The organism is Rhizobium sp. IBUN, from assembly GCF_000510625.1.
GTDB classification, from domain to species: domain Bacteria; phylum Pseudomonadota; class Alphaproteobacteria; order Rhizobiales; family Rhizobiaceae; genus Rhizobium; species Rhizobium altiplani.
Map to the genome: position 1 here is coordinate 1 of NZ_AZNV01000059.1, position 26,131 is coordinate 26,131.

27 protein-coding genes are annotated in these 26,131 nt (G+C 58.6%); 5 read left to right on the forward strand and 22 right to left on the reverse strand.

Features of this window, described 5'->3' with window-relative positions; genetic code table 11:
* Window positions 1–307: 307 nt before the first annotated feature.
* Window positions 308–553 (forward strand): hypothetical protein, encoded by a 246-nt coding sequence (locus RHIBUN_RS34385; protein WP_245271769.1) that lies wholly within the window; start codon window positions 308–310, stop codon window positions 551–553.
* A gap of 1,154 nt (window positions 554–1,707) precedes the next feature.
* On the forward strand, window positions 1,708–1,833 hold the full coding sequence (locus RHIBUN_RS37960) for a hypothetical protein (RefSeq protein ID WP_280949592.1): 126 nt from the start codon (window positions 1,708–1,710) through the stop codon (window positions 1,831–1,833).
* An 880-nt stretch (window positions 1,834–2,713) separates the two neighbouring features.
* Here RHIBUN_RS37960 and RHIBUN_RS0130175 read toward each other — a convergent pair.
* The 6 genes from RHIBUN_RS0130175 to RHIBUN_RS0130205 form a co-directional block, all read right to left on the reverse strand.
* The gene (locus RHIBUN_RS0130175) at window positions 2,714–2,992 is read right to left on the reverse strand and encodes a hypothetical protein (protein ID WP_025662477.1); all 279 of its coding nucleotides are present in this window, start codon (window positions 2,990–2,992) and stop codon (window positions 2,714–2,716) included.
* A 649-nt stretch (window positions 2,993–3,641) separates the two neighbouring features.
* Window positions 3,642–3,881 (reverse strand): DUF982 domain-containing protein, encoded by a 240-nt coding sequence (locus tag RHIBUN_RS0130185; protein ID WP_025662478.1) that lies wholly within the window; start codon window positions 3,879–3,881, stop codon window positions 3,642–3,644.
* Between the two features lie 83 nt (window positions 3,882–3,964).
* The gene (locus tag RHIBUN_RS0130190; protein ID WP_018859960.1) at window positions 3,965–4,177 is read right to left on the reverse strand and encodes a hypothetical protein; all 213 of its coding nucleotides are present in this window, start codon (window positions 4,175–4,177) and stop codon (window positions 3,965–3,967) included.
* Window positions 4,178–4,754: 577 nt separating this feature from the next.
* Entirely contained in the window at window positions 4,755–5,144 is a 390-nt protein-coding gene (locus RHIBUN_RS34940) for a helix-turn-helix transcriptional regulator (protein ID WP_051420137.1), read from the reverse strand.
* Window positions 5,145–5,244: 100 nt separating this feature from the next.
* Complete coding sequence (locus tag RHIBUN_RS0130200) at window positions 5,245–5,463, reverse strand: hypothetical protein (RefSeq protein ID WP_025662480.1); 219 nt, start codon at window positions 5,461–5,463, stop codon at window positions 5,245–5,247.
* A gap of 127 nt (window positions 5,464–5,590) precedes the next feature.
* Window positions 5,591–5,839 (reverse strand): hypothetical protein, encoded by a 249-nt coding sequence (locus tag RHIBUN_RS0130205; RefSeq protein WP_025662481.1) that lies wholly within the window; start codon window positions 5,837–5,839, stop codon window positions 5,591–5,593.
* Window positions 5,840–5,936: 97 nt separating this feature from the next.
* On the opposite strand from RHIBUN_RS0130205, the gene RHIBUN_RS34395 reads away from it, so the two are divergent.
* Window positions 5,937–6,194, forward strand: a complete 258-nt coding sequence (locus RHIBUN_RS34395; protein WP_025662482.1) for a hypothetical protein — start codon at window positions 5,937–5,939, stop codon at window positions 6,192–6,194.
* A gap of 237 nt (window positions 6,195–6,431) precedes the next feature.
* Here the strand turns inward: RHIBUN_RS34395 and RHIBUN_RS0130215 are convergent, their stop codons facing one another.
* Window positions 6,432–6,680: a hypothetical protein gene (locus RHIBUN_RS0130215; RefSeq protein WP_018860438.1), complete on the reverse strand. Its 249-nt coding sequence runs from the start codon at window positions 6,678–6,680 to the stop codon at window positions 6,432–6,434.
* Between the two features lie 863 nt (window positions 6,681–7,543).
* On the opposite strand from RHIBUN_RS0130215, the gene RHIBUN_RS0130230 reads away from it, so the two are divergent.
* Window positions 7,544–8,464, forward strand: coding sequence for a zincin-like metallopeptidase domain-containing protein (locus tag RHIBUN_RS0130230; RefSeq protein ID WP_025662485.1), 921 nt, complete (start codon window positions 7,544–7,546; stop codon window positions 8,462–8,464).
* Between the two features lie 71 nt (window positions 8,465–8,535).
* On the opposite strand, the gene RHIBUN_RS0130235 is transcribed toward RHIBUN_RS0130230, so the two are convergent.
* The 10 genes from RHIBUN_RS0130235 to lysA all read right to left on the reverse strand — a co-directional run bounded on the left by RHIBUN_RS0130235 (window position 8,536) and on the right by lysA (window position 18,665).
* The gene (locus RHIBUN_RS0130235) at window positions 8,536–8,814 is read right to left on the reverse strand and encodes an HU family DNA-binding protein (protein ID WP_025662486.1); all 279 of its coding nucleotides are present in this window, start codon (window positions 8,812–8,814) and stop codon (window positions 8,536–8,538) included.
* A gap of 137 nt (window positions 8,815–8,951) precedes the next feature.
* Window positions 8,952–9,176: a DUF2798 domain-containing protein gene (locus RHIBUN_RS0130240; protein WP_025662487.1), complete on the reverse strand. Its 225-nt coding sequence runs from the start codon at window positions 9,174–9,176 to the stop codon at window positions 8,952–8,954.
* A 287-nt stretch (window positions 9,177–9,463) separates the two neighbouring features.
* The gene (locus tag RHIBUN_RS0130245) at window positions 9,464–11,026 is read right to left on the reverse strand and encodes a D-aminopeptidase (protein WP_025662488.1); all 1,563 of its coding nucleotides are present in this window, start codon (window positions 11,024–11,026) and stop codon (window positions 9,464–9,466) included.
* Window positions 11,027–11,135: 109 nt separating this feature from the next.
* Window positions 11,136–11,654 carry a L,D-transpeptidase family protein gene (locus RHIBUN_RS0130250; RefSeq protein WP_025662489.1) on the reverse strand — a complete coding sequence of 173 codons (519 nt, stop codon included), beginning with the start codon at window positions 11,652–11,654 and terminating at the stop codon, window positions 11,136–11,138.
* A 26-nt stretch (window positions 11,655–11,680) separates the two neighbouring features.
* Window positions 11,681–12,655 carry an oligopeptide/dipeptide ABC transporter ATP-binding protein gene (locus RHIBUN_RS0130255; RefSeq protein ID WP_025662490.1) on the reverse strand — a complete coding sequence of 325 codons (975 nt, stop codon included), beginning with the start codon at window positions 12,653–12,655 and terminating at the stop codon, window positions 11,681–11,683.
* On the reverse strand, window positions 12,652–13,650 hold the full coding sequence (locus RHIBUN_RS0130260) for an ABC transporter ATP-binding protein (protein ID WP_025662491.1): 999 nt from the start codon (window positions 13,648–13,650) through the stop codon (window positions 12,652–12,654). Before RHIBUN_RS0130260 ends, RHIBUN_RS0130255 begins: the two co-directional genes overlap by 4 nt.
* Window positions 13,651–13,661: 11 nt before the next feature.
* A complete protein-coding gene (locus RHIBUN_RS0130265) occupies window positions 13,662–14,552 on the reverse strand; it encodes an ABC transporter permease (RefSeq protein WP_025662492.1) in 891 nt (296 codons plus the stop codon).
* Entirely contained in the window at window positions 14,549–15,487 is a 939-nt protein-coding gene (locus tag RHIBUN_RS0130270; protein ID WP_018860236.1) for an ABC transporter permease, read from the reverse strand. The genes RHIBUN_RS0130265 and RHIBUN_RS0130270 overlap by 4 nt, the downstream gene beginning before the upstream one ends.
* A gap of 120 nt (window positions 15,488–15,607) precedes the next feature.
* The gene (locus tag RHIBUN_RS0130275) at window positions 15,608–17,194 is read right to left on the reverse strand and encodes an ABC transporter substrate-binding protein (RefSeq protein WP_025662493.1); all 1,587 of its coding nucleotides are present in this window, start codon (window positions 17,192–17,194) and stop codon (window positions 15,608–15,610) included.
* A 79-nt stretch (window positions 17,195–17,273) separates the two neighbouring features.
* Window positions 17,274–18,665 (reverse strand): diaminopimelate decarboxylase, encoded by a 1,392-nt coding sequence (gene lysA / locus RHIBUN_RS0130280; protein WP_025662494.1) that lies wholly within the window; start codon window positions 18,663–18,665, stop codon window positions 17,274–17,276.
* Window positions 18,666–18,825: 160 nt separating this feature from the next.
* Here lysA and RHIBUN_RS0130285 point away from each other — a divergent pair, with 160 nt between their 5' ends.
* Complete coding sequence (locus tag RHIBUN_RS0130285) at window positions 18,826–19,749, forward strand: LysR family transcriptional regulator (protein WP_025662495.1); 924 nt, start codon at window positions 18,826–18,828, stop codon at window positions 19,747–19,749.
* Between the two features lie 76 nt (window positions 19,750–19,825).
* On the opposite strand, the gene RHIBUN_RS0130290 is transcribed toward RHIBUN_RS0130285, so the two are convergent.
* The 5 genes from RHIBUN_RS0130290 to RHIBUN_RS0130315 all read right to left on the reverse strand — a co-directional run.
* Window positions 19,826–20,938 (reverse strand): ABC transporter permease, encoded by a 1,113-nt coding sequence (locus tag RHIBUN_RS0130290; RefSeq protein ID WP_025662496.1) that lies wholly within the window; start codon window positions 20,936–20,938, stop codon window positions 19,826–19,828.
* 1 nt (window position 20,939) lies between these two features.
* Window positions 20,940–23,708, reverse strand: coding sequence for a ribosome-associated ATPase/putative transporter RbbA (gene rbbA / locus RHIBUN_RS0130295; protein WP_156932778.1), 2,769 nt, complete (start codon window positions 23,706–23,708; stop codon window positions 20,940–20,942).
* A 31-nt stretch (window positions 23,709–23,739) separates the two neighbouring features.
* Window positions 23,740–24,810: an HlyD family efflux transporter periplasmic adaptor subunit gene (locus tag RHIBUN_RS0130300; protein ID WP_037218041.1), complete on the reverse strand. Its 1,071-nt coding sequence runs from the start codon at window positions 24,808–24,810 to the stop codon at window positions 23,740–23,742.
* A 302-nt stretch (window positions 24,811–25,112) separates the two neighbouring features.
* The gene (locus RHIBUN_RS37045; RefSeq protein ID WP_025662499.1) at window positions 25,113–25,373 is read right to left on the reverse strand and encodes a hypothetical protein; all 261 of its coding nucleotides are present in this window, start codon (window positions 25,371–25,373) and stop codon (window positions 25,113–25,115) included.
* Between the two features lie 547 nt (window positions 25,374–25,920).
* Window positions 25,921–26,131 (reverse strand): transposase (locus tag RHIBUN_RS0130315; protein ID WP_025662501.1); only part of this gene is annotated, 211 nt, incomplete at its 5' end.

Here is a 26,131-nt window from a genome sequence, read left to right on the forward strand (position 1 = left end):
AACCGACGTCTTGCTCATCTTCAGCCGTTCAGAAACGGCGCGTATCGACAATCCCTGCTCGAACGTCAGCCGCAGGATCGATCGGATGTCCTTCACGTCAGTATGTCTCGCTTGCTTCCGTCTGGGCATCATGTCCTCGCTCAAAACACGAGGGCAAAGTGCCAGATCGGCGCTCACGAAAATCGATCTAAATCCGTCGCCGGGCCTGTCCGCGACTTATTGAAATCGCTGTCCCGTACTTACTGTCCGCAACTTACTGAAATCATTGTCCGCGACTTTGTGAAACCCGCACTTAACGGGGGACCAGTTGAAAAGCGAGCTGGTAGGCCACCCAATCCATTGGAAGTCCAAGACGCAATCGGGTATCACAACTTACAAACCAGACGGAACAATTGAAGCGACTGTCGATGGGGACAAGACTGCCTACAAGGGCACATGGAGCATTAAGGGCAACAAGATTTGCGAGAAGTTTGACAAGGAAAAATGCGCAACGATCAATTCGCTTGGAGGGAAGAAGTACTCCAAGGGGGGCGGAACGCTCACGGTCGAATAGCCTTGTTTCCGCCACGCCGGCGACATCTGACCGTTGCATCGCCGTGCTACTTCACACCCCAGTGAAGGAGAATGGCCATGCCGGACCTATCTATGTCAGACGTTTTGAAAGATCCTCTGATCCGGCAAATGCTGCGCGCCGACAAGGTGAGCCTCGGTGCATTCGCCGTACTGCTTGAGAGGGCGGCTCAGGAACGTGGACGCAGATTTGCGGCTGTCGATTGGGAAGCGTTTAGGAGTGCGGCTGCTTCAACCGCTCAACGGTACCCGTCAGCGGAGTGAATTCGATACATTTCCCCGCCTGCCCTGGCGTCGGTTAGGGCACGCCTGAGGCTCGCTGTAGTGGCGAGCCTTTTTTGTGAAACGCTTACCAGCGGTACGTCAATTTTGCAGTTGCAGCATAAGCAAGGTCGTCGGTTGAGAACGCAGCGTTGACTGCGAGACCAACCGACATGTTGGCGCTTGCGACAAAGTCGGCGCCGGCATCCAAAAGCAGCGCGTTCCGGCCGGGCTCCGGGCCATTAACGGTAAAGCTGGACGTTGCCAGGTTTTGAAAGCTCGCTGTGACGGCGCGCGCTGTTTCCGCATTCCACGCCCAAGCCACGCGCCCTGTCAGACGAACGTTGCCGCTTTCTGTCGGGAGAGTGCGCTCGAATCTCGCGCCAAGTTCGGTTCGGAGAGCCGTTTCCGTGTCGGAGTCGTAGTTGGTGGCGAACGTTCCATGTCGACGCGTGGATCGCCTCACAATCGAAGGCGGTGCAGATCGCCTACGAGTATTCCGGCACCTTCGTACGCACAGAGCCGATGATGGCCGATGGCTTTGCGGCCATGGCTTTACGGAAGAGCAGATAAACGGGTTCATCTTGGCTGCTTCGACGCTTTAAGGATCGCGCAATTCAATTACAGGAAGAACTGGCAGCCAAACGAAACGACTGCAATGGCCAATGGCATCGTTAGCGCCATGACCACGCTCTGCCAGTCGATTTGATACGCTTCAGCGCGCGCTTCCAAGTTCATTCGAGTTACTCCCCACATGAGGAGGAACCTAGCGAAGTCGGGGGCAATGTCGTCTCAAAATAAGTTTCTGGCTGTAACATTCAGCAGCGGGCTCAAGGCCGTTAACCCTTTCTGACCTCCCACAATCTGGAGCGTCCTATGGACCGCAAGCATTTCTTCGATGCTACGCGAGCGTCGATCTTTGGCGGCTCGCTTGGCCAGTCTCAGGTGTTCGGCATGGAAACGATACTGGATGCCCGCGCAGAACAGCAGGTATCCGACTGAGCCTTCTGCTATCCGCTTTTGTCGGAAGAAGTCGGCATCACTGCCGCGACCTTGGAAGAGGTCGCTGCGGCCGTGAACGGCGCTTATCAGCAGTGGCAAATCATCGGCGCGGCGATCGAAGCGGTGCGTCTGGGGGACGAAAGCTGCAATCGAGGCGGCTCCGACCATATCCGATGCGGAGGGCGCGGCCGCCGCCGCAGTGTGGCCTTAGAAGGGACATGCAAGGATGACGGGGTTCCGAGGATCACCCTCGCACAGCCCCTCTCACAAGCAACGCCTGCCTGCAAGGTTGTTTTTCGAGCATATCTCTTCCGCTTGAACCGGGTAATGACCTCGTTCGCGTTATCAGATCATTCTTTTGAAGGGTCGCTCAGAACCGCAAAAAGCCCGCCGGGGAGGCGAGCTTCCTTTTGCATACTATTGAAGCTGACCGCATCATTGCTGTCGGGCTCATAGGGACACAACTGGCCGTAGATAGCACCTCATCCAATAGAGGTATGCGGCCCAACCTCTACGCGAGGCGAACTTCTTCGCACGCCTGACCTCACAATCTGGAGCTTTAAATGGATCGTACAGCGTTCTTCGCTGCAAGCAGGGCTACCTGTTTTCCTTCAATAGCAAATCGCCCGGTTTCCATGCCGCGCGGAATCATCCAAGAGAGGTTGGGACGAAAGCGCGCCCTATCCGTTTTGGGGTCGGGTTTTGCTTAATCTCTCCCAGCAAAGCCTCAATGTTCCATTGCCCCGCAACCGCGACTGCCGGGTTCAAATACAAACTCCCACCCCGCTTCCTTCAGCGGGGTTTTTTCTGTTAGCGGCCTTGCGTGGAACTTGGCCTCGCTCGGAGGCCGACAAAAATTGGGAGGTCGTACGCGGGACTTTTACGACAGTGGGCGGCCTTGAATAGAAGCCCGTGTTCGCTCGAAACTGGGCGGCGAAATTGGCGACATTATGCTGCCAAAGTGCCTCTCGAGTTCCATAGTCAGATCTTCTTCTGATGTCATGCCACGGTGAAAAAGTCCGACGAGCAGTTTCGCTGCGACGTTATAGCTTTTGGGATTGGAAACGCTGCTGGCCGGGCCGTAGCCAGCCGCATCCAATACGCCTTGCAGCATGAGGAGGTCTTTTGATTTCAGGACGACGTGCAGTTCGGAAGACATCTGGTCCTCCTTCTTTTGGGGCGAGGGCATTTTGCCCCGAAGCAGCAGCGCCCGTAAAATAGACTGCTGACCTACAGACCATGCTCCACGCTCTTTCCTCACGCAACTTAATTCATGCAATCAATGTTTTTATTCGTCCTTTATAACAAAACCAAAGATTGATGTTGCGTTACATGCGAGGAGTGTCTATATGGCGGCTATCGGCATTGCTGATGAGCGCTGGAACATGTCTGTCGCTCGCAATCGCCGCAGTTGCTTTCTGCTTTTGACCACGGATGTACTGGCATTGGTATGAGTAGCGATGTGAGGAAGGTCGGTGCGGTTTAGCCCCGGCCTTTTTTGTTTGCCGAGATAGGCGCCAGGTCTCAGCGCTCACTCCTGATCGTTTCAGTCGCGAGGAAAAGCAGGTGCCCCGCAAGGGTTCTGGCGAACGCAGCCCTTCGGCAGTTTACAGTTTGGAAAGTGAAACGACGCAGACCTGAATATCTTGCCGTCCCATCTTTTCAGCGAACAACTTTGAGCTTTGTTCCGAGCAACCAATGTCGCGCATGGAAAAGATCCTGATAGCGATTTCCCTCATATGCATCGCCATTGGCGTGGCTGACTGAGCGCTTTGCTGCAGTCACAAAACCGATTGGGCGAGATTCGGCTAGGCGAGCCGGAACACTACCTTTGCATCGAGAGCCGCTGCAAGGAATGCGGACTCGGCTTCTCTCTGTGTTACTCCTCCTGCCATGGTACCAGCGCAGGCCTGCATAGCCGAGAAGAAGGCGCGGCCTTGTGTCACCGGCCAGTTCGCAAATAGCATGTCCAGGGCTTCATCTGCGGATGCAATGGTGTGCAGCACATGGTTGCGTTCAACGACTAAAACGACCCAACGTGACGACACAAGGTCTCCGATTCCGCTTCAAAGGGATACACTGATCGATCGGCAGCCACTCTTTAAACCCCGCCCGTGACACGTTGTTCCCACTATTCCGCGGGTAGACGAAGAAGGAGCAATTCCAGCAACTCTCGGGGCGTGAGCGTCGAATTCGACGACATGAGCTCGATGGCGACATTTGCGGCGCCCCGAGCCTGAATGCTTTCAGGATCGGTTCGGGTCGCCGTGCACCAATTCTGGACGCAAGTGGCCGCCGTTTCCAGATGGGCATCGGTTAGATCGATGTCTGTGAGGAAGTTCATCTCACGGTTCCCGCTCAAGGCAAGAGCACGTCGTATCTCTCAATCGGCTCTGCCTTGGAAAACAAAAGGGGCCGACTAGAAGTCGATACGACAATTCATAGACGCATGAAAGGAACGAAAAGTTTACACCGCCCCGAGCGGTTCTTGACGTACATGCGGTCACACATTGCCTCAGCTCATTTTTCCGTCTCGCGACAAATGTCTTACCATCAGGCAAGCGCCCTTGTGCCCCCGCTTGCACCGCATGGGGCCGGCAAGTTGACCCAGCGTCAATCCCTTCCCAACCTTCCACCGCTTGAACGCTCTAGTTCAGACCCACCTTTCCAGTCACACAAACTCCGCCCCGCTTCCTTCGGCGGGTTTTTTTCTGTTAGCCGCCCTTCCGGATCACACGTTGTGCTATCGGAACGCTTTAACCGGCACCCCCGCCCGAAAGCAGCCATTCGGGAGTCGCCTCCTGGACGTTCGATGTAACAAGGAGAGATGCCGTAAATAACGCGGGCTCCAACATCATTTGTACCACAATGTGGGGTTGAGTGATCGCTTTCCTCGATTCCCGTCAAAGTGGGGGCGAACCCTACCGGAAACCCTCCGATAGCTTATGGATTTCCCTCATGCGGTTCTCGGCGGTCTTAGCAATCTGTGCAATTTCGCCCGACACGTCCTGGCCGCCTTGCGCATCGGCAAAATAGTCTCCGAGGATTTCCATCGGGCTTATATTTAACGCCTTGCACATGTGAACTAGCGTGGATGCAGCCACCCTGTTTGTTCCCTTTTCATATTTTTGAACCTGTTGGAACGACACGTTCAGGGCTACCGCAAGATTCACCTGGGTGATTCCGCGCAGTTCTCGGAGGCCGCGAATGCGCTTTCCGATTTCAATGTCCATGTCGGGGCTGCGCGAAGTGGTTCTTGGCATGCCCATCTCCTTGCGTTCATGGAGATTTTCCAGAAGCGCAATTGGCATGTCAATTCGCGAGTAAGTGGTAGTGGTAGGTGGACGCAACGTCGCAGGTAAACGCTACATCACTTCACTCGCCCTTCATCGCGTGCCTCTTCTGTTTTTCTCAATGGATTGAACTCTTGCCCCGGCAGCTCGCCGGCGTCGGCAAAGCTTCGTGTGCCTTCGCCAGCCGCTCCAACCACGTAGCCAGTTCGGCCGGAACTTCTTCGTTGCCGGCTTCCAACGCTTCGATCCATGAGAGCTCGCACTGCAGCGCCGATGCGATATTGATCGGGGTCCATCGGATGTGGAGCAGACATTCGCTAAAACGTTCAGGGCTCATGGTTTGCACTCCCGTGGTGGTATCTCGGAGCTAGCCTGTTCATATAGGTTGGTGGAGTCAATCGGAGCATTGGTTAGCTGCCGCCCTTTTGCGTTACCGCTGCAATCACCAGAGCGTCGGGCCGCACCTATGGCGCCATGTGGTCTCTTGGAGCGTCGTCTCGAGCTTGGCACAATTCCTCAACGTAATTGGCCAGCACCGGATCATTTGCGAGGTGCAGTTGAAACTCTTCGTCGTCGATTTGTCCCGAACGATATGCATCAATCAATCTCTGTTGCTCTTCGTTTAGAACACCTGTGGTTGGCCAGATGGCGTCCAGCTCGGCCAGTTGGCATTTCAATCTGCCAGGGGTGCTGTCGGTGCTATGGGTCGGCATGCGGCTCTCCTTTGGGGAAAAACGGATCAAAGGCCTTCGTGTTCCGAGTGCGCTTCGATGCTCATCGTGACAGGTGCCTCACCCAACAGCGGCGGCCATGGCGTCAATCTTCATCGGAACACTCGGTGTCGGCTTCGTAGGCGGCGAGGAGGGCGTCAGCACGAAGGCGTATCGCGATGTGGTCGGAGCCCCCAAGATCTGGCTCAGTCAGACCAGCGGTGTGAGGATAGATGACACTGTCACAATGAACGAATGCAAGACTATGCTCGGTGACGCGCTCGTCGAGTTGGAAGGGATATGCGCGCCTGTCTCAATGTTCCCGTTTGCCACGCTACGTGTACGACGGCGACTGTGACGGGCGGGATATCGTTACGCCCAACTCTGCTGGACACGGAAATACGACGGATACCGTCATGGCCACTGGGTGGTGCGACAAAGGAAAGTTTGCGATTGGGGTTGGGCACTGCCCGTTGGCGTCGAGCTCTTCGATGGAAACGAATTGCATGCGAGTGTCCGGGCTGACCGGGCCGGGCAGGTGCACCGGTCCCCAATGTCTCGAAGGTAGATCACAGCGTGGTCCACCTCAGAGGTTTTAGAGCGCCGCCGGTGTGCCGCCAGGATCGAGGCGCCTCATTTCGAGCATAGCTTCGCAGGACGCACCGGCCAACAGAGATAACTGTTCCGGATCACGTACTCCCTGGCGGTAAATCTCAATGACAATGGCCGCGAGATGAACTCTGTCGTTCTGATCGTTGATCAAATGTTTTTGCGCGACGTCCTTCAGGATTTCATCACAGATGGACAAATCGTTCGATGTAAGCGCTTCGTCGCGTTGTCGCATTGTGTGGTTCCATGCCGTTAAACATCGCGGTACTCAAACATGAAAAGGGCTTTCCGGGTCGGCGGGACCGGGAAAGCCCTCGATCCTTCGTCGCTCGTCGAGGTCTCGGGCGCGTGCGATTCGGATCAACCACAGATTGCCTTTTGTTCTCCACGGAAGAAATAGGACTGAAGCCTGATCCTCACTTGGACCTTGGTCTGACGAAGTGGCAAGCAAGACTGAATGCGCCTATCCTGGGGCTGTCCGTCGAACGCGAATCGTGTGCCTTCGCGAACACCCGTTGTGTGACCCTGAGGATGGATCAAGCCCTATAGCCACTCAGGGTCCCGCATCGGAACGGATTCGTTCTCAGCGACGCGGCCAGGCGGAAAGGCGAGGCTGAAATAGCTATTGAGCCGAAGGTGCCTTTACTGTGTTCCGCATCGTACTCGATACGGCGTCGCAGCGCCTGATCCTGCGCTTCCTTCAATATCTGGTAGACGAGGAACGTGAGAAGAGCGGCGGGTCGAGCCTCCGGTTGCATCCATATGTGCGACCTTTGTGTGCGGTCGCACAGGACCGCTGGCCAAGATGGCTTCCTGACCGGATGCCAGGGACGGTCGGTGCCGGGCGCGATATCTTGGGTAGCACGCCGAGGTGTCGACCGTGTGGGTGTTTACCGCCTGAACCTGTGGATCCGCTTGAACCCGCGTCCCTCGCGTCCTGCTGCGGCTTTCGGTCCTGCCAGGCTCGCACTGGCCGCAACGGCGTTGCCGTCCTCCACTGGCGTTTCGGCCCTTCGGGTGCCGGCCAGTGCTTGAAGCCCGGCTTTTGGACCGCCGTAGCAGGTCGCGATGGTCGCGACCCCAAGCGGAGGTTCCAACATGACAAGGCAGCAAACCAGCCAACGATCCGACATCCACGACCGCATCACCGACAAGATCATTGCCGCTCTCGAACACGGTGTCCGTCCCTGGATCCAACCCTGGCATAGCGCTTATCCATCCGATCCGGTCTCACGACCGCTGCGCTTCAATGGCGCACCCTATTCCGGGATCAACGTCATTCTCCTCTGGTCGGAGGCAATCGCCCGCGGCTTCTCGTCCTCGACCTGGATGACATTCCGCCAGGCGCTCGAACTTGGCGGCGCGGTTCGCAAGGGCGAAAGCGGAACGACCGTCGTCTTCGCCAGCTCGATCATCCGTACCGAAACNGCTGATGGCGGCGATGACGTCGAACGCTCCATCCCCTTCATGAAAGCCTACACCGTCTTCAATGCCGATCAGATCGATGGCCTCGGTGCCCGGGTCCAACCAACAGCAAGCCCGTCGGATCCATTCGACCGCATCGGTGAGGCCGGTCGCTTCTTTGCCAACACCGGCGCCATGATCCGTCATGGCGGCACATCCGCCTACTATGCCGCAGCCCACGACTATATTCAGATGCCGCACTGCGACGCCTTCCGGGACGACGCCTCCTACGTTGCCATCCTCTCTCACGAATTGACGCACTGGACATCGGCCAAGGGACGGCTCGATCGCGATCTCAGCGGCTATGGGAAGGATCGCAGCGAGCGCGCCCGGGAAGAGCTGATTGCCGAGCTGGGCAGCGCATTCTTATGCGCCGATCTCGGGATCGTTCCGGAACTTGAACCGCGTCCCGATCATGCAAGCTATATCGATAGCTGGCTGACACTGCTTAGCGGTGACAGGCGCGCGATCTTCACGGCGGCTTCACAGGCGCAGCGTGCCGTCGATTACCTGCATCACCTGCAGCCAAGCTTCGTAGACGAGGGGACGGCGTGAGCCGCCCTTTCACAACTGACGAAGCCGCATGGAAAGCAGGACCCCGCCCAATCCGAGCGGGGTCTTCCCATTTACTTGTTCAGTGCATCCTTCAGCGCCTTTGCCGGCTGGAAGCTCAGCTTTCTGGCAGCGGCCACCTTGACGGTTGCACCGGTGGATGGATTGCGTGCCTCGCGCTCAGGCGTCGTCTTCACCTTGAACTTGCCAAAGCCGGGCAGGGACGTTTCGTTGCCGGCGACCGCTGCGCTGGTGATGGAGGCGATCACGGCTTCAACGATTGCCTTGCCCTGAACTTTTGTCAGGCCATGTTCGGCGGCGATCTTGTCAGCGATTTCGTTGGTGGTTGTCATTGTTGTTTCCCCATTCGTTAATTCGAGAATCCCTGCCATCCCCTTCACGCGTTGTCATCGACGCACCGCAGCTAAACTATTGATTTCCACAGATTCTGATCAAAAATCGCGAGCGATGACCACTTGTCGCGGTAAGCTCAGATGTGCCGTCGGCACATCACGGCAAGCTTAAACCCCAATCGTCCCACCGCGAGTGACAGGATAAAAGCGACCGGCCATGCGACAACGAAAGCCTTGGCCCATTCAGCAACCCACGCCAGAATTGAGGTCGCGTGGATAAAGCCGAAGAAGCCGGTCATGAGGAATGCCATCATTCCTGATATAAATAGTTGAGCGAAAATAATTGTTTTCGTGTCGTGCATGGAAATCTCCACTTGATAAGGCGGAGCGCTGGAACCAGCACCACCTTGATTGAAGGTCGGTGCCGTGGGTTCGCATCAGCGACTTTCCCGAGAACGGGGGCCGGAATAACCACACCGGCCTGAAACTTTTCGACGCTCGTTCCTGACCTCAGATGCGTCGGGTGTCAATAGTCTGATTGAAGAGCTGGACTGCCTTTCTACGCTGCCTGGTGAAGTACGCAGTGAAAGAGTTGCTCCGGTTCGCTTCCAAGTGGAAGCTCGGTCGAAAGCAGCATGTCGATCGGACCTCATCCACAGGGCAGGTATGCAATCTTTCTGGCAAGCCAACAGCCGACGGTGAGGCCCGATACGCTACCATCGGCGTCACGGTGGACCTGGACCGTCCAGTCGCCGGGTGGAGCGGCGTCCATCGACCGTCTCGTGGTGATGACCCAGACATCCACGGCGAGAGCATACATGCGCTCCACCGGGCCGGTTCCGAACATGCCTTCGAAGCTGGCATAAGCGGCGCCGCCGCGCGCTTCGATATCGAGGTGAGCTTCGAGTTCTTCCGACCAGTAGCGTCCGGCGATGCCTACGCCGTCGGCCCATTCGACAGGGGTCAGAGGACGAGCCGTCACCTCAAGGTTTTCACTCTCACGACGCATGACGAGCATCTCACCTTGTTTCTTCAGGGCGAGCGCGTGGCCGCGGGCGACACCGTCCGGGGAGAGGGTAAGCCGCGCCGCGGAAGGGGCGTAGTGGAGCTTGATGCCAGCGGTGTCTTGAACGGTCCTAAGGATGAGACCCTGGTCATTGTCGAGCCACAACCCGTCCCAGCCTTCGGGGCGAACGGTTTCGATCGAAGCTTCGCGCCCGAGCGCAGCGTCGAGAATTGCGGTGGCAGCTGTAAACGAGCTTGCATCGTGGTTGAACATCACAACCACCGAAATCCGCTCCTCTGCTGCGTGAAGCCGAAACGAGCTGAAACCGCGCAGGCCGCCGCCGTGGCCAGTGATCCTGGCGCCGCGCCAGGTATCCCGGCGCAGGCCAAAGCCGTAGCTTGCCGGCGTTCCGTTTCGGTAGGTCACCGGACCCGATATGCGGTTATAGAGGCTGTCAGGCTCGTCGCGCGTCTCGTCGATATGGCATTCCCAGGCCAGCAGGTCGTCGAGCGAGGCAACAATGCCGGCGTCGCCAAACCAGTAGATGCCGTTTTCCGCCGGAAGAAAGCCGACGTCGTCGTTGCCCTCATAGCCGACCACCTCGTCGGGGGGGTAGCGGGTGTCTGGCGCGAGCTCGGCCGTCTTCATGCCGGCGGGTGCAAAAATCCTCTCCCGCAGAAGCTCGCCGAAGGAGCGGCCCGTGCCGTCCTCGATCATCTCGCCGAGGATGCGGAAATTGCCGTTGTTGTAGGAGTAGAGCTCGCCTGCCGGGAAGTGACCGGTCTTCGAGCGCGCAAGCAGCGGGAGTGCGTGCTCGCGCGTAAACTCCGCCTCGGGCTTGGCACCCTGCAGAACCGTCAGCGCCCAGTAGTCGCGCAAGCCCGACTGGTTGTGGCAGAGTTCCGCAACGCTTGGCAGGCTGTCGCGATAGCGCGGAAGATATGCGCTGACCCTGTGGTCCAGCGCAGCTGGATCGCCAAACTGATCGAGCAGCAGCGCGCAGGTGAACTGTTTGGAGAGCGAGCAGATCGGCATGCGCGTCTCGGCCGTCATCTGTACCTTCCGGTACATGTCGGCGAACCCCCAGGCGCGACGGGCGACCACCTTTCCATCCTTCACCACCCCTGCAACGCCGCCGGGTCCCTTGTAGCGGCCCGGCAGGAGGTTGAGCATCCGCTCTAGCGCGGTGGTGTCGATGCTGGTCATGACGCGTGCCTTCAATTGTCGCGATCTATGGAAGGGGGGATAGAGCGCCCGAAACGGGCGCGTTTTTTCAGGATGGGTCGATGAAGGCAAAACCGCCATCGGCAAGATGTCAGCTCGCCTCGGAAAAACGCAGATGCGTGGAGGGCTCAGCGGCGGCAAGGAAGGAAAGCAGATCCTCACGTGAGAGCGCCGCGCAGCCCGCCGTCGGAGAGTAGTTTGGCCGGGCGATGTGCAGGAAAACCGCACTGCCTGCCCCCGCCACCGGCGGGTCGTCGTTATGCCCCAGGACGACGACGATGTCATAGAGGTCGTCCTCCATCCACATCTCCTCGTGGCTCGCGGCGAAGGGTAGCTTGACCTGGCGGTTGTAATCCGGGTGCACGGGGTCGTCACACCAGCCGTCGAGGCGGTCGATGGTGCGGCAGGGAAAAGGCGATACCGGCTTACCGATCCGGTCGGCGCGGTAGAATAGCTGGCGGATCGGCCAGCGCCCGATCGGGCTCGCACCGTCACCTTCGACCTTTTCGTTGGCGGGACGCATGCCGCTGCGGCCAATGGCACAGCGCCAGCGCTTATCTCCATAGGCGGCCTGCCAGCCGTCGCCGTTGCGCGATACGATCAGATCCAAATTCGAACACCTTTCTTGACGTGAAATCACTGGTCCAGTGGAAAATGGCATGCGACCGTGTGGCCGCCGCGGTCCGACAGCGCAGGCTCCTCGTTCCGGCAGATCGCCTGTGCAAAGGGACAGCGCGTATGGAAGCGGCATCCGGACGGCAGGTTCATCGGGCTCGGAATGTCGCCGGTGAGCAGCGGCCGTTCGCGGTTTCGCTGATGCGGATCGGGACGCGGAACCGCCGACATCAGGAACATCGTATAGGGATGGCGCGGCTTTGCGAAAATTTCCTCTGTCGTCCCGACTTCCACCATCCGCCCGAGGAACATTACCCCGACCCGATCGGCAAACTGGCGTACCACGCTCAGATCGTGGGTGATGAAGAGATAGGTTAGCTTCAGTTGCTCCTGGAGATCGCGCAAGAGGTTCAAGACCTGCGCCTGGATCGAGACATCGAGTGCCGAAACGGCCTCGTCGCAGACAACGAATTCGGGATTGTTGGCAAGCGCCCTTGCAATGCCTATGCGCTGCCGCTGCCCGCCGCTGAACTGGTGGGGATAGCGGCGCAGGAGCTGTCGGCGCAGCCCGACCATATCGAGCAGCTCGCCGCAGCGTTCTTCGATTTCGGCTCCGGTACCATATGCGTGTGCGCGCAAAGGCTCGGCCAGAATATCCTTGACGCGCTTGCGGGGATTTAGGGAGGCGAATGGATCCTGAAAGACGATCTGCAGCTTCTTGCGCATGGCTCGCATTGCGGCCTCGTCGAGCGCGTGCAAATCCTGACCGCGATAGTGCACGGCCCCTTCAGTGCGCTCGATCAGCCGTAGCATCACGCGGCCGAGCGTCGTCTTGCCGCAGCCCGACTCCCCCACAAGCGCGAAGGTTTCCCTTTCGCGGATCTCGAGATCGATGCCGTCCACGGCGCGGATCACCTTGTGCTGAGAGCGGAAGAAGCCCGTGCCGACAGGGTAGTGCTTGCTCAGCCCTGCGGTGGAAATCAGAACGTCGCTCACGCCTTTGCTCCCTCTTTGTCATGCAACCAGCAGCGCGCCTTGTGGCCATTGCCGAGATCCGTCAGTTCAGGCTGCTTCAGCTTGCAGATTGGCATCGCATCGCCGCAGCGGGGGTGGAAACGACAGCCCGCTGGAAGTTTCGCAAGATTCGGCACCACACCTGGAATGCTGTTCAGGCGTTCCGCCGTGCGTTTTTCCGTCGCTTTCGGGATCGAAGCGAGCAGGCCGCGCGTATAGGGATGCGAAGGCCGGTCGAAGAGGTCGAAGACATTGGCCTGTTCGACGATCTGGCCGGCATACATCACGTTCACCTCGTCGCACATCTCGGCGATGATACCGAGATCGTGGGTGATCATGATGATTGCAGTGCCGGCTCGGTCGCGCAGTGCCATCATCAGCCTGAGGATCTGCGCCTGCGTGGTTACGTCGAGCGCCGTCGTCGGTTCGTCGGCGATCAGGAGCTTCGGTTCGCAGATCAGCCCCATGGCGATCATCGCCCTCTGGCGTAACCCCCCCGAAAGTTGATGCGGATAAACGTCGAGGCGTGCCTTTGGCTCTGGAATGCCCACCGTCTCGAACATCTGCAGCACCTTTTCACGGATGGCGCGCTTGTTGAGGTTGGTGTGGATGGCAAGGGGCTCGCCAACCTGCTGAACCATGGTCTTCACCGGATTGAGCGAGGTCATGGGCTCCTGAAAAACCATCGAAACCTCGCGACCGCGCTTGCGCCGCATCTCGTCGCTGTTCAGCCGCGCCAGATCGGTCCCGTCAAGGATGATGCTATCGGCGCTCACCGTTCCCGGCGGCGAAGGCACCAATCCCATCAGCGACAGCGCCGTGATGCTCTTGCCGGAGCCGGATTCCCCGACCAGACCGACGATCCGGCCGCGCCCGACGTCGAACGACACACCGTCAACAACCCGGACGGGGCCGTTCTGCGTCTTGAATTCCGTGCGCAGGTTGCGCACGCTGAGCAATATGTCTCGGTTTGTCATCCTCGCGCCCCTCAGTCCTTCATGTAGGGATCGAGCGCGTCACGCAGTCCGTCGCCGACAAAATTGAACGCCAGCACCGTGATCAGGATCGCAACGCCGGGCATGATCGCAACCAGGGGTGCGGAGAAGAGATATTCCTTGCCCTTGGCCACCAGGAGACCCCAGCTGGCTTCGGGAGGCTGGACGCCGACGCCGAGGAAGCTGAGGCTCGATTCCCACATGATCGCGTCGGGAATGCTGAGCGAAAAGAGAACAATCAGTGTCGGAACGACGTTGGGGAAGATGTGGCCGACCATGATCGCCACCTTCTTCGTACCGTTCGCGCGCGCCGCCTCGATGAACTCCTTCTCCTTGACGGCGAGTGTCTGTGCGCGCACCACGCGGGCCACTCCGGCCCAGCCAACGAGGCTGAGCGCGATGAAGATGTTAAAGAGGTTCGCCCCGAGCGTGTACATCACCACCATCGCCAGCAGGAGCGACGGGAAGGCGATCATCATATCGGCCAGCCGCATGATCACGAAGTCGACCCGACCGCCGTAGTAGCCGCTGACAACACCAAGAACTGCTCCAATCATCAGGGAGATGAAGCTCGGCACGATACCGACGACCAGAGATATCCGGGCGCCATAAAGTATGCGGGTCAGGAGATCCCGGCCGAAGTTGTCCGTACCGAGCCAATAGGTGGTGGACGGCGGGCGGAACTGCTCGTTCAGCGCTACGCGGTAGGGATCATGCGGACTGATGAAGGAAACGAACAGCGCCACGAAGACGAGACACCCGACCATGATCAGACCGGCCATCGCCATTCGGTTCCTGCAAAAGATCCTGATGCCGTCGCGCAGGAAACTGTCGTTACCCGCATCATCCGCAACGTCCGGGCTGATTTCGGCGATCTCAGTCATTTCGAACCTCCCTTCATTTCGGAGCGAATGCGGGGGTCGAGAACCGAATAGAGGATATCGGCAACGAGATTGCCGAAGATGACGAGGACGGTGGCGAATAGCACCGAGCCCTGCAGAAGCGGCATGTCGCGCGCCTGGATGGCGCTGACCGAAATGCGGCCTACGCCGGGGATGCCGAAGATTGCTTCGGTGATGACTGCGCCCGACAACAGCCCCGCGACCTGGATCGCCATGATGGTCACGACGGGGATAAGCGCGTTCTTCAGCGCATGCCGGCGGATCACCATCAATTCGCGAAGGCCCTTGGCGCGAGCCGTGCGGATATAATCGTGGCGCATTACCTCAAGCAGGCTGGAGCGGGTGAGGCGGGCGATGACGCCAGCCGAACTCCATCCGAGCACGATCGCTGGCATGATCACATACTGGTATCCGTAAAAACCGGACACAGGCAGCCATTTCAGCTTCAGAGCGAAGACATATTGCATCAATAGGGCCGACCAGAAGATCGGCATCGAAACCCCAAGAAGCGAGAAGCCCATGAACAGGTGGTCGAGCAGCGAATCCCGCCTGACCGCCGACAGCACGCCCACCGGAATGCCGATCACCCAGGACACAAGTGCCGCACAGATCGTCAAGATGAGCGTGCTTGGGAATGCATTGAGGATGAGCGTCGTCACGTCGCGATTGAGCTTGATCGACACGCCGAGATCGCCTTGAAGGGCGGCGAAGAGGAACCTGAAGTATCGCGTGATCAGCGGATCGTCGAGGTGCATCTGGGCGCGCACGCGGTTGATGACGTCGGCACTGGCATGCTCCTTCATCAGAAGTGCTATGGGATCACCGGGTATCACGTTGAGCATGATGAAGAGCAGCGCCGTGATGCCGATCAGAACTGGGATCGACATCGCGATGCGCTTTATCACGAAGGTCAGCATCGAAAGTGGTCTTTCATCGAATCTCGCCGGAACAAGGATCGCCGGCAAATGGATCCTGCGAAACCGCAGGGAAACAAGAGGATGGCGGGCCCCTTTCGAGGCCCGCCACGCCGGTACGTCCTATTCGACTTCCATCTTGTAGTAGCTCATGTCGCTCCAGCCGTTCCACGGCACCACGAAGTTCTTCACCCGGGGCTGAACGACATAGTTGTGGTCGAGGCTGAATAGCGGCACCCAGGCTGCATCGTCCTGCACGATCCGATCCGTCATCTTCTGGTACAGCGCGCAGCGTTCCTCAGGGTTGGTCATCGAGCGCGCCTTGTCGAGCGCCGCAAAGACCTGCTCGTCGTTGTTGTTGTAACCGCGAACCGACGTGCCGCTCTTGCTGAAGAACGTGTAGAAGAAATTGTCCGGATCATTAAAGTCCGCCGACCAGTTTTGCGTGTAGTTGTCGACGGTCCCCGCCTTGCGGGCCGCAAAATATGCGGATTCGTCCATCGTGTTGATCTCGGCGTTGAAGCCAGATTCCTTGATCTGGGCCTGGATAATCTGGTTCATATCGGACCAACGCGAGGACCAATTACTGGCCTGGGTCAGCTTGATGTCTACGCCGTTGGGGTAGCCAGCCTCTGCCAGCAGCGCCTTGGCCTTCTGCGGGTTGTACTCGATCGGCTTGGCCTCGGCATAGCAGGTCAGTCCACGCGGCATGACGCCGTTTTCCAACTTGCCCTTGCCATAGAAATTCTTGTCGAGAATTTCCTGGCGGTTGATGGCCATCTGGAACGCCTTGCGGACGCGCACGTCGTCGAAGGGCTTCAGCGCCTGATTGATGTGGTAGTAATAGATGCCGACGCGTGGGCCGGATCGGATCTGGTCCTTCCATTGGTCACTGCCGGCGAAATAGGGCAGCTGCGACGATGCGTAGTCGATATCGAACACATCCAGCTCGCCTGACTCGAAGAGAAGTCGCAGTGTTTCGGCATCGGCGACCACGCGGATGACGATCTGGTCGAGCTTCGGGCGACCCTTGAAATACTTGTCGTTGGCCTCAAGGACCTGACTGTCGTTGAGGGTGTATTCCGTCAGTTTGAACGGCCCGGTTCCGTTGGTCGTTTCCGGCGTAAGGCCGTACTTGTCGCCGAGCGGTTCGGTGAATTTGCGATTGTAGATCGACGCACCGGGGCTCGCCAAAAGGGCGATGAAGGCCGCGTAAGGCTCCTTCAGGACGATCTTGACAGTATATTTGTCCACCGCCTGCAGACCGGGGACCGTGGTGGCGGATCCGTCCAGGCGCTCGGTGGCACCATCGACGAAATTGAGAATATCGGTGCTCAGCGCCTTGGTCTTGGGGTCGAGCATGCGGTCGAAGGTGTAGACGACGTCATCCGCAGTCAGCTCCTCGCCGTTGTGAAACAGAACGCCTTTGCGCAGGTGGAATATGTAGGTCTTGCCGTCCTGCGAAACTTCCCAGCTCTCGGCAAGCCCGGGGGTGAGCTGCGACTGGCCCGGCCCGCTCGTTTCGGCCTCGACGAGCCGGTCGTAAACGTTGAGCGGCAGTGTGTAGAAATCCTGCGTCATCTGGACGTCGACGGTCTTCGGATCCTCCTGATAGGCGATCTTCAAGACATGGTCGGCCGCAAGACTGGTCGAAGCCATCGCAAGCGTAATGAGGCCCGTCGCCATCATAAACTTGGCTTTGTTCAGCATTTAAAATTCCCTCTTTTTCTTGTTTCCCCATCCGGGGCAGCGCTTGTCGCTTCCCCGTTTTGTCCGGTTCCCGGTCCAATTATTGTTCAGCGTCTGCCAATTCCCTCCCGGTGCCTTTCGTGCCCCCGTGCAAGACAGGTTCGGCCATCACTCTTCCGCCCGGTGCAGGACGCTCCCAGGCTCCCCCATGCTCGAGTTGTAGCATTTCTTGAATGCCCTGCCTGCGGCGGATTGTCTTGAACCGATCGCCGTCCACAAGTACCTCGGCAAGAAGATCGCGTGAGTTGTAGGTCGATGCCATCGACGCGCCATAGGCGCCGGCGAGATCGAAAGCCAAAAGCTCACCGGCCCGCAGTTCACCGAGCCCATCGTAGCGTCCAAATTTGTCGGAGCTTTCGCAAATCGGCCCGACGAGACTATAGGTGCACGTTGCAGCGTTGAGTTGCGGTTCCTGAAGGGGAAGAACGGGGTGGTGGGCGTCGTAGAGCGCCGTGCGCATAAGGTCGTTCATTCCCGCGTCGAGAATGCCCATGCATCCGTCCTGCATGTCCTTGAGGTAAAGCAACTCGCTCACCAGCAACCCCGCCCGCCCGACGAGCCAGCGGCCCGGCTCGACGGCAAGTTTGCAGCCGAGATGGCCAACTGTCTCGGCGATGATCGCGGCATAGCGCCCAATGTCTGGGCCTGGCTTATCGCCGGAGGCAATCCCAATGCCGCCGCCGAGGTCGAGGCGCGGCACGGACAATCCCCTGCCGCGCATCTCCGTTACCAGCTCGGCCATTGCCGAAAAGGCGCGCCGGAACGGCTCCATGTCATGTATTTGCGATCCGATGTGGACGGCGACGCCAACCGCTTCCAAATCCGGTACCGCAGAAACCTGCGCGTAGAGGTCGGCCACCTGGCCGATCGCGATTCCAAACTTGCTGTCCTTCGTCGCGGTGGTGATTTTCGCGTGCGTCTTGGCATCGACGTCGGGATTGACACGCAATGCGACCGGCGCGCGCTTGCCGAGTGCACGGGCGACCTCGGCGACCACGCTGATTTCGGCCGCCGACTCGACATTGATCTGGTGAATGCCGACCTCAATTGCGCGGGCGATCTCCGCGCGGGTCTTTCCGACGCCGGAGAAGATGATCCTTGACGCAGGAACGTCCGCTGCCAGTGCACGCTCCAGCTCTCCTCCGGAAACGATGTCCATCCCGCATCCGAGTTCTGCAAGCAGGCGAAGGACGGCGATGTTGCTATTGGCTTTGACGGCGTAGCAGATCGCGACGTCGATGGGGGTGAGTGCTCGCGAAAGTGTCCTGTAAGCCGATCGGATGGCGCCGGCGGAGTAGCAGTAAAAAGGCGTTGGAACGGCGGCGGCAACCGCGCCCAGCCGCACATCCTCGATATGCAGAGCGCCTGCTCGATAGGCGAGCCAGCGCCGGTCGTCATCCTGCCAGGTCTCTTCTTCGACGTATTTTGTCATCGCCCGTCACGCATGTTTGGGTTCCGGCAGCGATAGTTTCAGACCCTGAATCCTGAGGGAAATAATTGATAGGGCGCTCTTATTCATTTCTGATATATGAGAGGCTTCACCTGCGCTCTCGTCAGGAGGGGAAAGGCACCGAAGCGAAAGGCTCAGACCGATGAGGCTCAACCAACGCCAGATTGAGGTCTTCAACAGCATCATGATCAGCAAAAGCGTGACCGCGGCGGCCGCGGCACTGGGAACGTCACAGCCGACCATCAGCCGAGAGCTCAGAGAAATGGAGCAGCGAATCGGCTTCGACCTTTTCGTGCGCTTCGGCAAGCGTTTGACACCCACGAATCAGGCACTTTTGTTACATGAAGTCGTTCGCCGGTCCTTCCTCGGCATGGAAGAAATCAGCCGTGCTGCGTCGGCGATCCGCATGCACAACGCTTCCAACCTAAGGATCGCCACGATCCCGGCATATGCGGATTCCATCATCCCACGCGTGGCGCAAAAACTTCTGAAGCATCGCCCGGCGGTTCATCTCTCCCTGCATTCGTTGGAGGAGGTTTCGCTGCAACATGAAATGGCAACAACGGTCTTCGACATGGGGGTGACCGAAGGCCGGTTCGAATATCCTGGCGTAGCCTCTCAGCGGATCGACGTTGGCGATCAAGTATGCGTCGTGCCGATCGGTCACAGGCTTTCGCAAAAGAGCCTCCTCGAACCCGCAGATTTCGACGGCGTCCCGTTTGTCTATTTTTCGCAGGACGATCCCTATCGAAGAAAACTTGACGACATGTTCCTGGCTGCAGGCATTTCGCGCAGTTATGCTGTCGAGACGACGACGGCCACCAGCGTATGTTCGATGGTTGCCGCCGGTGTAGGTGTGTCAATCATCAATCCGCTGACTGCTGCAACCCATGTCGACAAGGGGGTGGTACTGCGTAGGCTAAGCGTCAGCGTCCCGTACACGCTTGCCGTATGGCGCCCGGTTCGAAGGACGCGATCGACGGTCGTTGAGAGGTTCCTCTCGGTCCTGACCGAGGCTGCCAACGAGATGCGGGCAACTTTGCACTCCGCGCTGGATAGAAAGTAAGGCAGACCACGCCGCGGGCTTGAACGCCCAGCTTCTTGGCTGCAAGGCACGCGCACACCGTAGGTCGCGCCATGACCTAACGCAGGAAGCGTCTGAAACGACGCAGCGCCAGCCAGAAAAACACGCTCGCGATGACAAGAAGCGCCAGAAGCTGTGGCCAGACCACGTCGAGCTGTGCTCCTCGAAACAGGACCGCCTGCGCCAGAATGACAAAGTGCGTGTTCGGTGCCAGCAGCATGATATTCTGGATAATATCAGGCATGCTCTCGCGCGGCGTCATGGCGCCTGACAGCACCTGAAGCGGCAGCAGCACGAGGATCAGGAGCAAGCCGAACTGCGGCATCGATCCGGCAACTGTCGCCAGGAAAATCCCCATCGATGTCGTGGCGAAGAGAAACAATGCCGTGCCGAGAAGGAAGATCGTCAGCGACCCCTCGATCGGAACCCCCAGAAGCCCCTTGACGACGACAAAGAGGGAAAAGCTCGTCGCCAGTAGGACGACCAGCCCCATTGACCAGATCTTGCTTACCATGATTTCGATCGGCGTGACGGGCATGACCAACAAGTGTTCGATGGTGCCATGCTCCCGCTCCCGAATAAGGGCAGCCCCTGTCAGGATGATCGACAACATCGTGATCGACGTAATGATGTTGTTGATCGATCCGAACCAGGACTTGTTCAGCGACGGATTGAAGCGGTTCCGCAGCGTCAGGTCCACCGAGACATTGTTCGCACCGCGGTAGCGATCCATGAATTCATTGACCTCGCTCGTGACAATGCTCTGAATGTAGCCGCTGCCGGTGAAAGCCTGACTCATTCGGGTTGCATCGACGTTGAGCTGGATCGTTGGTTGCCGACCGGCAAGTACGTCACGCTGGAAATTTGGTGGAATGTTAAGGGCAAACGTGTCCACCCCTGCATCCATACGCTGGTCCATCTCTGCAATCGAGATCAGCTTTGGCGGCACGAAATATGGTGGGGTGAAAGCGGTGGTAATGCGCCCGGAGAGTGGCGCCTGGTCTTCATCGACGATGGCGATCGCGGCGTTGTTGAGTGTTTCGGGAAGCGCGCTGGAGCCTGTGTATATTTGCAGGCTGAAGGCATACACGATCAGCAACATCAGCATTGGGTCGCGTGCAAGCCCTCTCAGTTCCTTGATGCCAAGCTGGACGATGTTGGACCAACCCATATCAACTCTCCTGCTTCTTCAGCAGTACCGCGCCGGCGACGACCAATATGGGAATTGCAATCAGCAAAGGAACGAACGAGCCAGCCAGGCCCGAAAAATCGAGCGCCTTTGAAAAGGTACCGCGTGAAATCGTCATGAAATAGGTCGCCGGATAGATCTGGCCGATCAGGGCGCCCGCGCCCTTCAGGGAGGAAACCGGATCGGTCATGCCGGAATACTGGGTCGCGGGGATGAGTGTCAAAAGCGCCGTTCCGAAAATCGCTGCGATCTGGCTGGACATGAAGGTCGACATGAAGATGCCGATCGAGGTGGCGATGATCACGTAAAGCACCGCGGCCGCCGCATAGGTCATGAAACTGCCGGTGAACGGTACCCTGAAAACGAGGGTTGCGAAGGCAACCAGAAGCAGGAAGTTTGCAATGCCGAGCATCACGTAGGGCAACTGCTTGCCGAGAAGGAATTCCAGCCGCGTGACCGGTGTCACATATAGATTGATGATAGAGCCCAGTTCCTTTTCCCTGACCACGCTGAGTGCGGCGAGCATCGCCGGAATGAGCAGCAGAAGCAGGGGAATGACGGCCGGAACCATGGCAACAAGGCTTTTGACGTCTGGATTGTAGCGGAAGCGGGTTTCAATGCTGAATACGCCCTGGGTCGCGGCGGTCCCATAGAGCTTCTTTGCGCGTGCGGTCAGCCAGTTTGCATGCATTCCCTGGACATAGCCGCCGATCGTCTCTGCGCGCTGTGGCATGGCGCCATCGATCCAGGCGCCAATCTCGACCGGATCGCCGCGCTGCACCTTTCGGCCGAAGCCAGGCGGTATCTCGATCGCGAGGCTGATCTCGCCGTCGCGCATCCGTCTGTCCATCTCTGCGTAATCGCGGATGGGGTCTTTCTCAATGAAATATCGCGAGCCGGAAATGTCGAGCACATAGTCACGGCTAATACTGGAATCATCACGATCGAGGACCGCAAACGTAAGATCATCCACGTCCATGTTGATGCCGTAGCCAATGACGAACATCAAGATGACACTGCCGAGCACTGCGAGAGTGGCTCGAATAGGATCACGCTGTAGTTCCAGAGCCTCGCGCCTTGTATAGCTGAACATACGGCGAAAATCGAAAACACGTCGCCTGCCGGTGATCTGTCCATGACCCGAGCCCAGCAGTTTCGAGGTATCGGTCGTCTCTGCGGCAGCACTCTTGATGACGGGTGATATGCCGGCCGCCTCCTCGAGATATGCGACAAACGCGTCCTCCAGTGTGGGGGAATTCCTGCTCTTGGTGATCGCCTCCGGGGTATCGCTGATCAAGACCTTGCCGGCGTGCATCAACGAGATGCGGTCGCAGCGCTCCGCCTCATTCATGAAGTGCGTCGAAATGAAGATCGTCACATTGTCCTTGCGCGAGAGATCGACCAGGATCTGCCAAAAGGCGTCTCGGGCGATGGGATCGACGCCGGACGTCGGTTCGTCGAGGATAAGGACGTCCGGCGCATGTATCATCGCAACCGCCAGCGACAGGCGCTGACGAATACCGAGTGGCAAGCCGTCAGGAAACGCATCCATCACACCTTCGAGGTCGAAGCGGTTGGCCATCTCCTCGACGCGAGCCGATATCGTACTTGTCGGCAGCTTGAAGAGGTGGGCGTGCAAATCGAGGTTCTGGCGAACCGTCAGTTCCGTGTAGAGCGAAAATGCCTGGCTCATGTAACCGACGCGACGACGCACGGCCATGTCGCTTGCATCAACGGTACGACCAAAAAGCTTGGCCTCACCTTCGCTGGCTGCAAGCAGGCCGGTCAGCATCTTCATCGTTGTCGATTTGCCGCAGCCGTTGGATCCCAGGAAGCCGAAGATTTCCCCACGCGGGATCTGGAAACTGACATTGTCGACAGCTGTAAAATTGCCGAAGCGCATGCTGAGGTGGCTTGCCTCGATCGCATATTCCTCGCCCTCTATTTCCTGTTTCGGAGGGATGACGACGTCGACGTGACGACGCCGCTCGGCTTCGGGCAGTAGGGCGATGAAAGCGGCATCGAGATTGCCGGTGCCGGTGCGCGACAAAAGCTCGGAAGGCGTTCCGGTATCGAGCACCTTGCCGGCATGCATCGCAACCAGCCAGTCGAAATTGGCTGCCTCCTCCATATAGGCTGTGGCAACGATGACGCTCATCCCCGGCCGGCCTGCGCGAATCTGGTCAATCAGGTCCCAGAATTGCCGGCGTGACAAAGGATCGACACCAGTTGTCGGCTCATCGAGAATGAGAAGATCCGGATCGTGGATAAGCGCGCAACAGAGGCCGAGTTTTTGCTTCATCCCACCTGAAAGCTTTGCAGCCGGCCGGTCAGCAAAGGGGGCGAGCCCGGTGCTGTCGAGAAGTTCGCGGATACGTGTCTCGCGTTCCTGTCGATCATGGCCGAATAGACGCCCGAAAAAGTCGACGTTCTCAAAGACCGATAAGGTGGGATAGAGGTTCTTGCCGAGGCCCTGCGGCATATAGGCGATCCTTGGGCAGGTCTCATCACGATGGCGGGCATCGGACATATTTCCTCCCAGCACCTCGACATCGCCTTTCTGCACGGCGCGCGCGCCGGACACAAGCGACAGGAGGCTGGATTTGCCCACGCCGTCCGGTCCAATCAGCCCGACCATGCAACGCGCGGGAACATCCAGGGACACGTCCGATAGCGCAAACGTCTTGCCAAACGCCAGCGTGACATTCGCCAGCCGAGCCACGGTTGCGTGACCGTCTGCGGGAGCGCTCATGCTTGCAGGTGCCCCACTCATGCTCCCCACATCACTTCACGAGGTTGCGTTCGAGGTGTTCGGGCCAGGCTGCTTGTGGATCGAGCCGGACATATGCCATGCCGGGCAGTCCAGTCTTGACGTATCGAACATACTTCTGGAGCAGCTCCTGCGGGATTTGCGCCCGCACACGGAAGGTGAGTTTCTGGCGCTCCTCCTCGGTCTCGACGGTCTTCGGCGTGAACTGGGCGACATCAGCGACGAAGGAAACTTTCGCAGGGATCGTATATTGTGGTGCTGCATCGAGCACCAGACGGACGTCTGAGCCAATCGATGCGAGGCCCGCCTGTTCCGTTGGCAAGAAGAACGTCATGTACACATCACCAAGATCAACGAGGTTCAACACGCGACCACCCGCGGACAGGACCTCGCCGGGCTGCGCGATACGATACTGGATGCGGCCGTCGCGTGGCGCGACGAGGGTGCTGTCGGCGATATCGGTTTCGACGCTCTCGATCTGCGCCTTTGCCGCGTCCACGGCGGCTTCAGCGTCGATCACTTGCGCTTTGGCAGCGTTGATCGCCGCGTCTGCAGCGGCAAGCGAGGCTTCCGCCGATGCGAGCGTCGCACGCGCTGCCTGTTCCGCCGCTTCACTATCGTCCACCACTTGCTGCGATACGGTGCTGCTGCTCAGGAGCTGTCGCGAGCGGGCATTGGTCTTCATTGCAGAGTCAAGCTGCGCTTTGCGCTGCTCGATCACGGCCAGCGCGGACTTCCTTTCGGCTTCGCGCTGAGCAACGAGACTGTGGGCCGTATCGACGGCGATCTGCGCCCGGCGCAACTGCGCCTCGGCCTGGCGCTTGCTCGCTTCGAGCTGGGCGGTATCCATCCGCGCCAACACCTGACCCGCCTTGACGAAATCGCCCTCACGGACCAGCAGTTCCTTCAGCCGGCCAGCGGTCTTGGTCGAGATATCAATCTCCACCGCTTCGATACGACCATTGCTGGCAGCAAATCCGGCGGGCAGACCGTCATTGCGAAGGACGGTCCATGCGTAATACCCAACGCCGATTGCAACGAGGGCCACTACGCCCCAGATCCATCCCTTTGCGGACTTGATCATTAGCTCTCCTTGGCAACGGACACTGTCTCCGTCAGCATAATCCCGTGATTTCAAGCCAGTATGAACGTGGGTTCTGCGCCTTCACAGGTGGGTCACAACCACAACGTTGCCGACGCGGAGCGGCCATCATGTTTCGAATATAGAGTTCCATTGCCCGCCATCCTGCCAGACGACAAGCGAAAGTCTATCGAAAATGCACGCAGATGTTTTTGTTGTGGCTGCTGCACAATCGTCACGTGCCAAGGGGAACTGAAGCCAGACTGCGATTTCTCAGTTGATGGGGGGACGGGGCCTAACCGCGGCTACTTGATGATTGACTCTGGGACGTCACCTCGATGTTCCAGCGAGTACCCGAGCGCCATCAAGCCATCTGCCAGACGCCGTGGCGCGTCTGCGGAAGGAGGCATCGTGCGCATATCTTTCTGCCCCGGCTGGAAACCGATCCGATCGAAGAGGGCGGCAAAAGCTTTCCATTCCAAGGGTGCCATTGGAAACGGCTCGGGAAAATGAACGAAAAGGGTACCATCGATCGACTTCCATTCGATGATTATGACGCGGGGCATCGGTCCTCACTCGTGTTCCAGGGTGCATGCCGGTCCACCCATTGTTCCGACGATGTAGTTCGAAATTTGAGCTCGACCAGCGACGCGATGGAAGCAAGGTGCGAGAACGCCGGAAGAAATACTCTCTCGGCGGCGTCAAGGCGCCTGTTTTAGCTCGCCTGGTTAGCCGGTCACCGCAGGTGTCCCGGTGGGTCTGCGCTTTTCTCAATTCGGCCGGCGTCCACGAAGCGAAGGGCTCGACAGAGTATTGTCGTAACAATCGTCGAATGGTCTTCCTGGTCGCCGATTTCAAACCTGACATCCGTGTCCGGCTCAAAAGTGGCCTGGATCTCGTCTGCGACCTCCCGGGCATTGTCGATCATGCGCCGGGCTGCCCGCAGATCCTGATATCCCGTGTTAACTCCCGCCGCGGCCTGCCAGCATCCGTTTGCAGCGGGAACAAGACTAGCCAACACCTATTCGTCTATTCGAAAGCCGATCGTGTCCATTGGAGTGGTGTAGCTGACGGCTGGTTGCCGTGCTTTCCGACGTCGGGTCGGAGGGGACATCAGCGTGCCACAGCGGGCAGACTGATTTGCGGATCATCGCTCATTTGGGCCATGGTCTCAAGGGTCATGTACCGGGCGCGTTGGACGGCCCATTCGTCATTCTGTTCGAGCAACAGTGCACCGACGAGGCGGACGATGGCTTCGTCGTTCGGAAAGATGCCGACGACCTCGGTGCGGCGTTTGATTTCGCCGTTAAGACGCTCAATTGGA

Excerpts from the sequence above, each read along its gene's own strand:
- RHIBUN_RS0130275 (WP_025662493.1), bottom strand. The coding sequence starts at position 17,194 with ATGCTGAACAAAGCCAAGTTTATGATGGCGACGGGCCTCATTACGCTT.
- RHIBUN_RS0130175 (WP_025662477.1), bottom strand. The coding sequence starts at position 2,992 with ATGTCTTCCGAACTGCACGTCGTCCTGAAATCAAAAGACCTCCTCATG.
- RHIBUN_RS0130265 (WP_025662492.1), bottom strand. The coding sequence starts at position 14,552 with ATGACTGAGATCGCCGAAATCAGCCCGGACGTTGCGGATGATGCGGGT.
- RHIBUN_RS0130245 (WP_025662488.1), bottom strand. The coding sequence starts at position 11,026 with ATGACCAGCATCGACACCACCGCGCTAGAGCGGATGCTCAACCTCCTG.
- RHIBUN_RS0130300 (WP_037218041.1), bottom strand. The coding sequence starts at position 24,810 with ATGATCAAGTCCGCAAAGGGATGGATCTGGGGCGTAGTGGCCCTCGTT.
- RHIBUN_RS0130215 (WP_018860438.1), bottom strand. The coding sequence starts at position 6,680 with ATGCGACAACGCGACGAAGCGCTTACATCGAACGATTTGTCCATCTGT.
- rbbA (WP_156932778.1), bottom strand. The coding sequence starts at position 23,708 with ATGAGCGCTCCCGCAGACGGTCACGCAACCGTGGCTCGGCTGGCGAAT.
- RHIBUN_RS37960 (WP_280949592.1), top strand. The coding sequence starts at position 1,708 with ATGGACCGCAAGCATTTCTTCGATGCTACGCGAGCGTCGATCTTTGGC.
- RHIBUN_RS34395 (WP_025662482.1), top strand. The coding sequence starts at position 5,937 with ATGGCGTCAATCTTCATCGGAACACTCGGTGTCGGCTTCGTAGGCGGC.
- RHIBUN_RS0130190 (WP_018859960.1), bottom strand. The coding sequence starts at position 4,177 with ATGAACTTCCTCACAGACATCGATCTAACCGATGCCCATCTGGAAACG.
- RHIBUN_RS0130240 (WP_025662487.1), bottom strand. The coding sequence starts at position 9,176 with ATGCACGACACGAAAACAATTATTTTCGCTCAACTATTTATATCAGGA.
- RHIBUN_RS0130200 (WP_025662480.1), bottom strand. The coding sequence starts at position 5,463 with ATGAGCCCTGAACGTTTTAGCGAATGTCTGCTCCACATCCGATGGACC.
- RHIBUN_RS0130285 (WP_025662495.1), top strand. The coding sequence starts at position 18,826 with ATGAGGCTCAACCAACGCCAGATTGAGGTCTTCAACAGCATCATGATC.
- RHIBUN_RS0130290 (WP_025662496.1), bottom strand. The coding sequence starts at position 20,938 with ATGGGTTGGTCCAACATCGTCCAGCTTGGCATCAAGGAACTGAGAGGG.
- lysA (WP_025662494.1), bottom strand. The coding sequence starts at position 18,665 with ATGACAAAATACGTCGAAGAAGAGACCTGGCAGGATGACGACCGGCGC.
- RHIBUN_RS0130260 (WP_025662491.1), bottom strand. The coding sequence starts at position 13,650 with ATGACAAACCGAGACATATTGCTCAGCGTGCGCAACCTGCGCACGGAA.
- RHIBUN_RS37045 (WP_025662499.1), bottom strand. The coding sequence starts at position 25,373 with ATGCCCCGCGTCATAATCATCGAATGGAAGTCGATCGATGGTACCCTT.
- RHIBUN_RS0130205 (WP_025662481.1), bottom strand. The coding sequence starts at position 5,839 with ATGCCGACCCATAGCACCGACAGCACCCCTGGCAGATTGAAATGCCAA.
- RHIBUN_RS0130235 (WP_025662486.1), bottom strand. The coding sequence starts at position 8,814 with ATGACAACCACCAACGAAATCGCTGACAAGATCGCCGCCGAACATGGC.
- RHIBUN_RS0130270 (WP_018860236.1), bottom strand. The coding sequence starts at position 15,487 with ATGCTGACCTTCGTGATAAAGCGCATCGCGATGTCGATCCCAGTTCTG.
- RHIBUN_RS34940 (WP_051420137.1), bottom strand. The coding sequence starts at position 5,144 with ATGCCAATTGCGCTTCTGGAAAATCTCCATGAACGCAAGGAGATGGGC.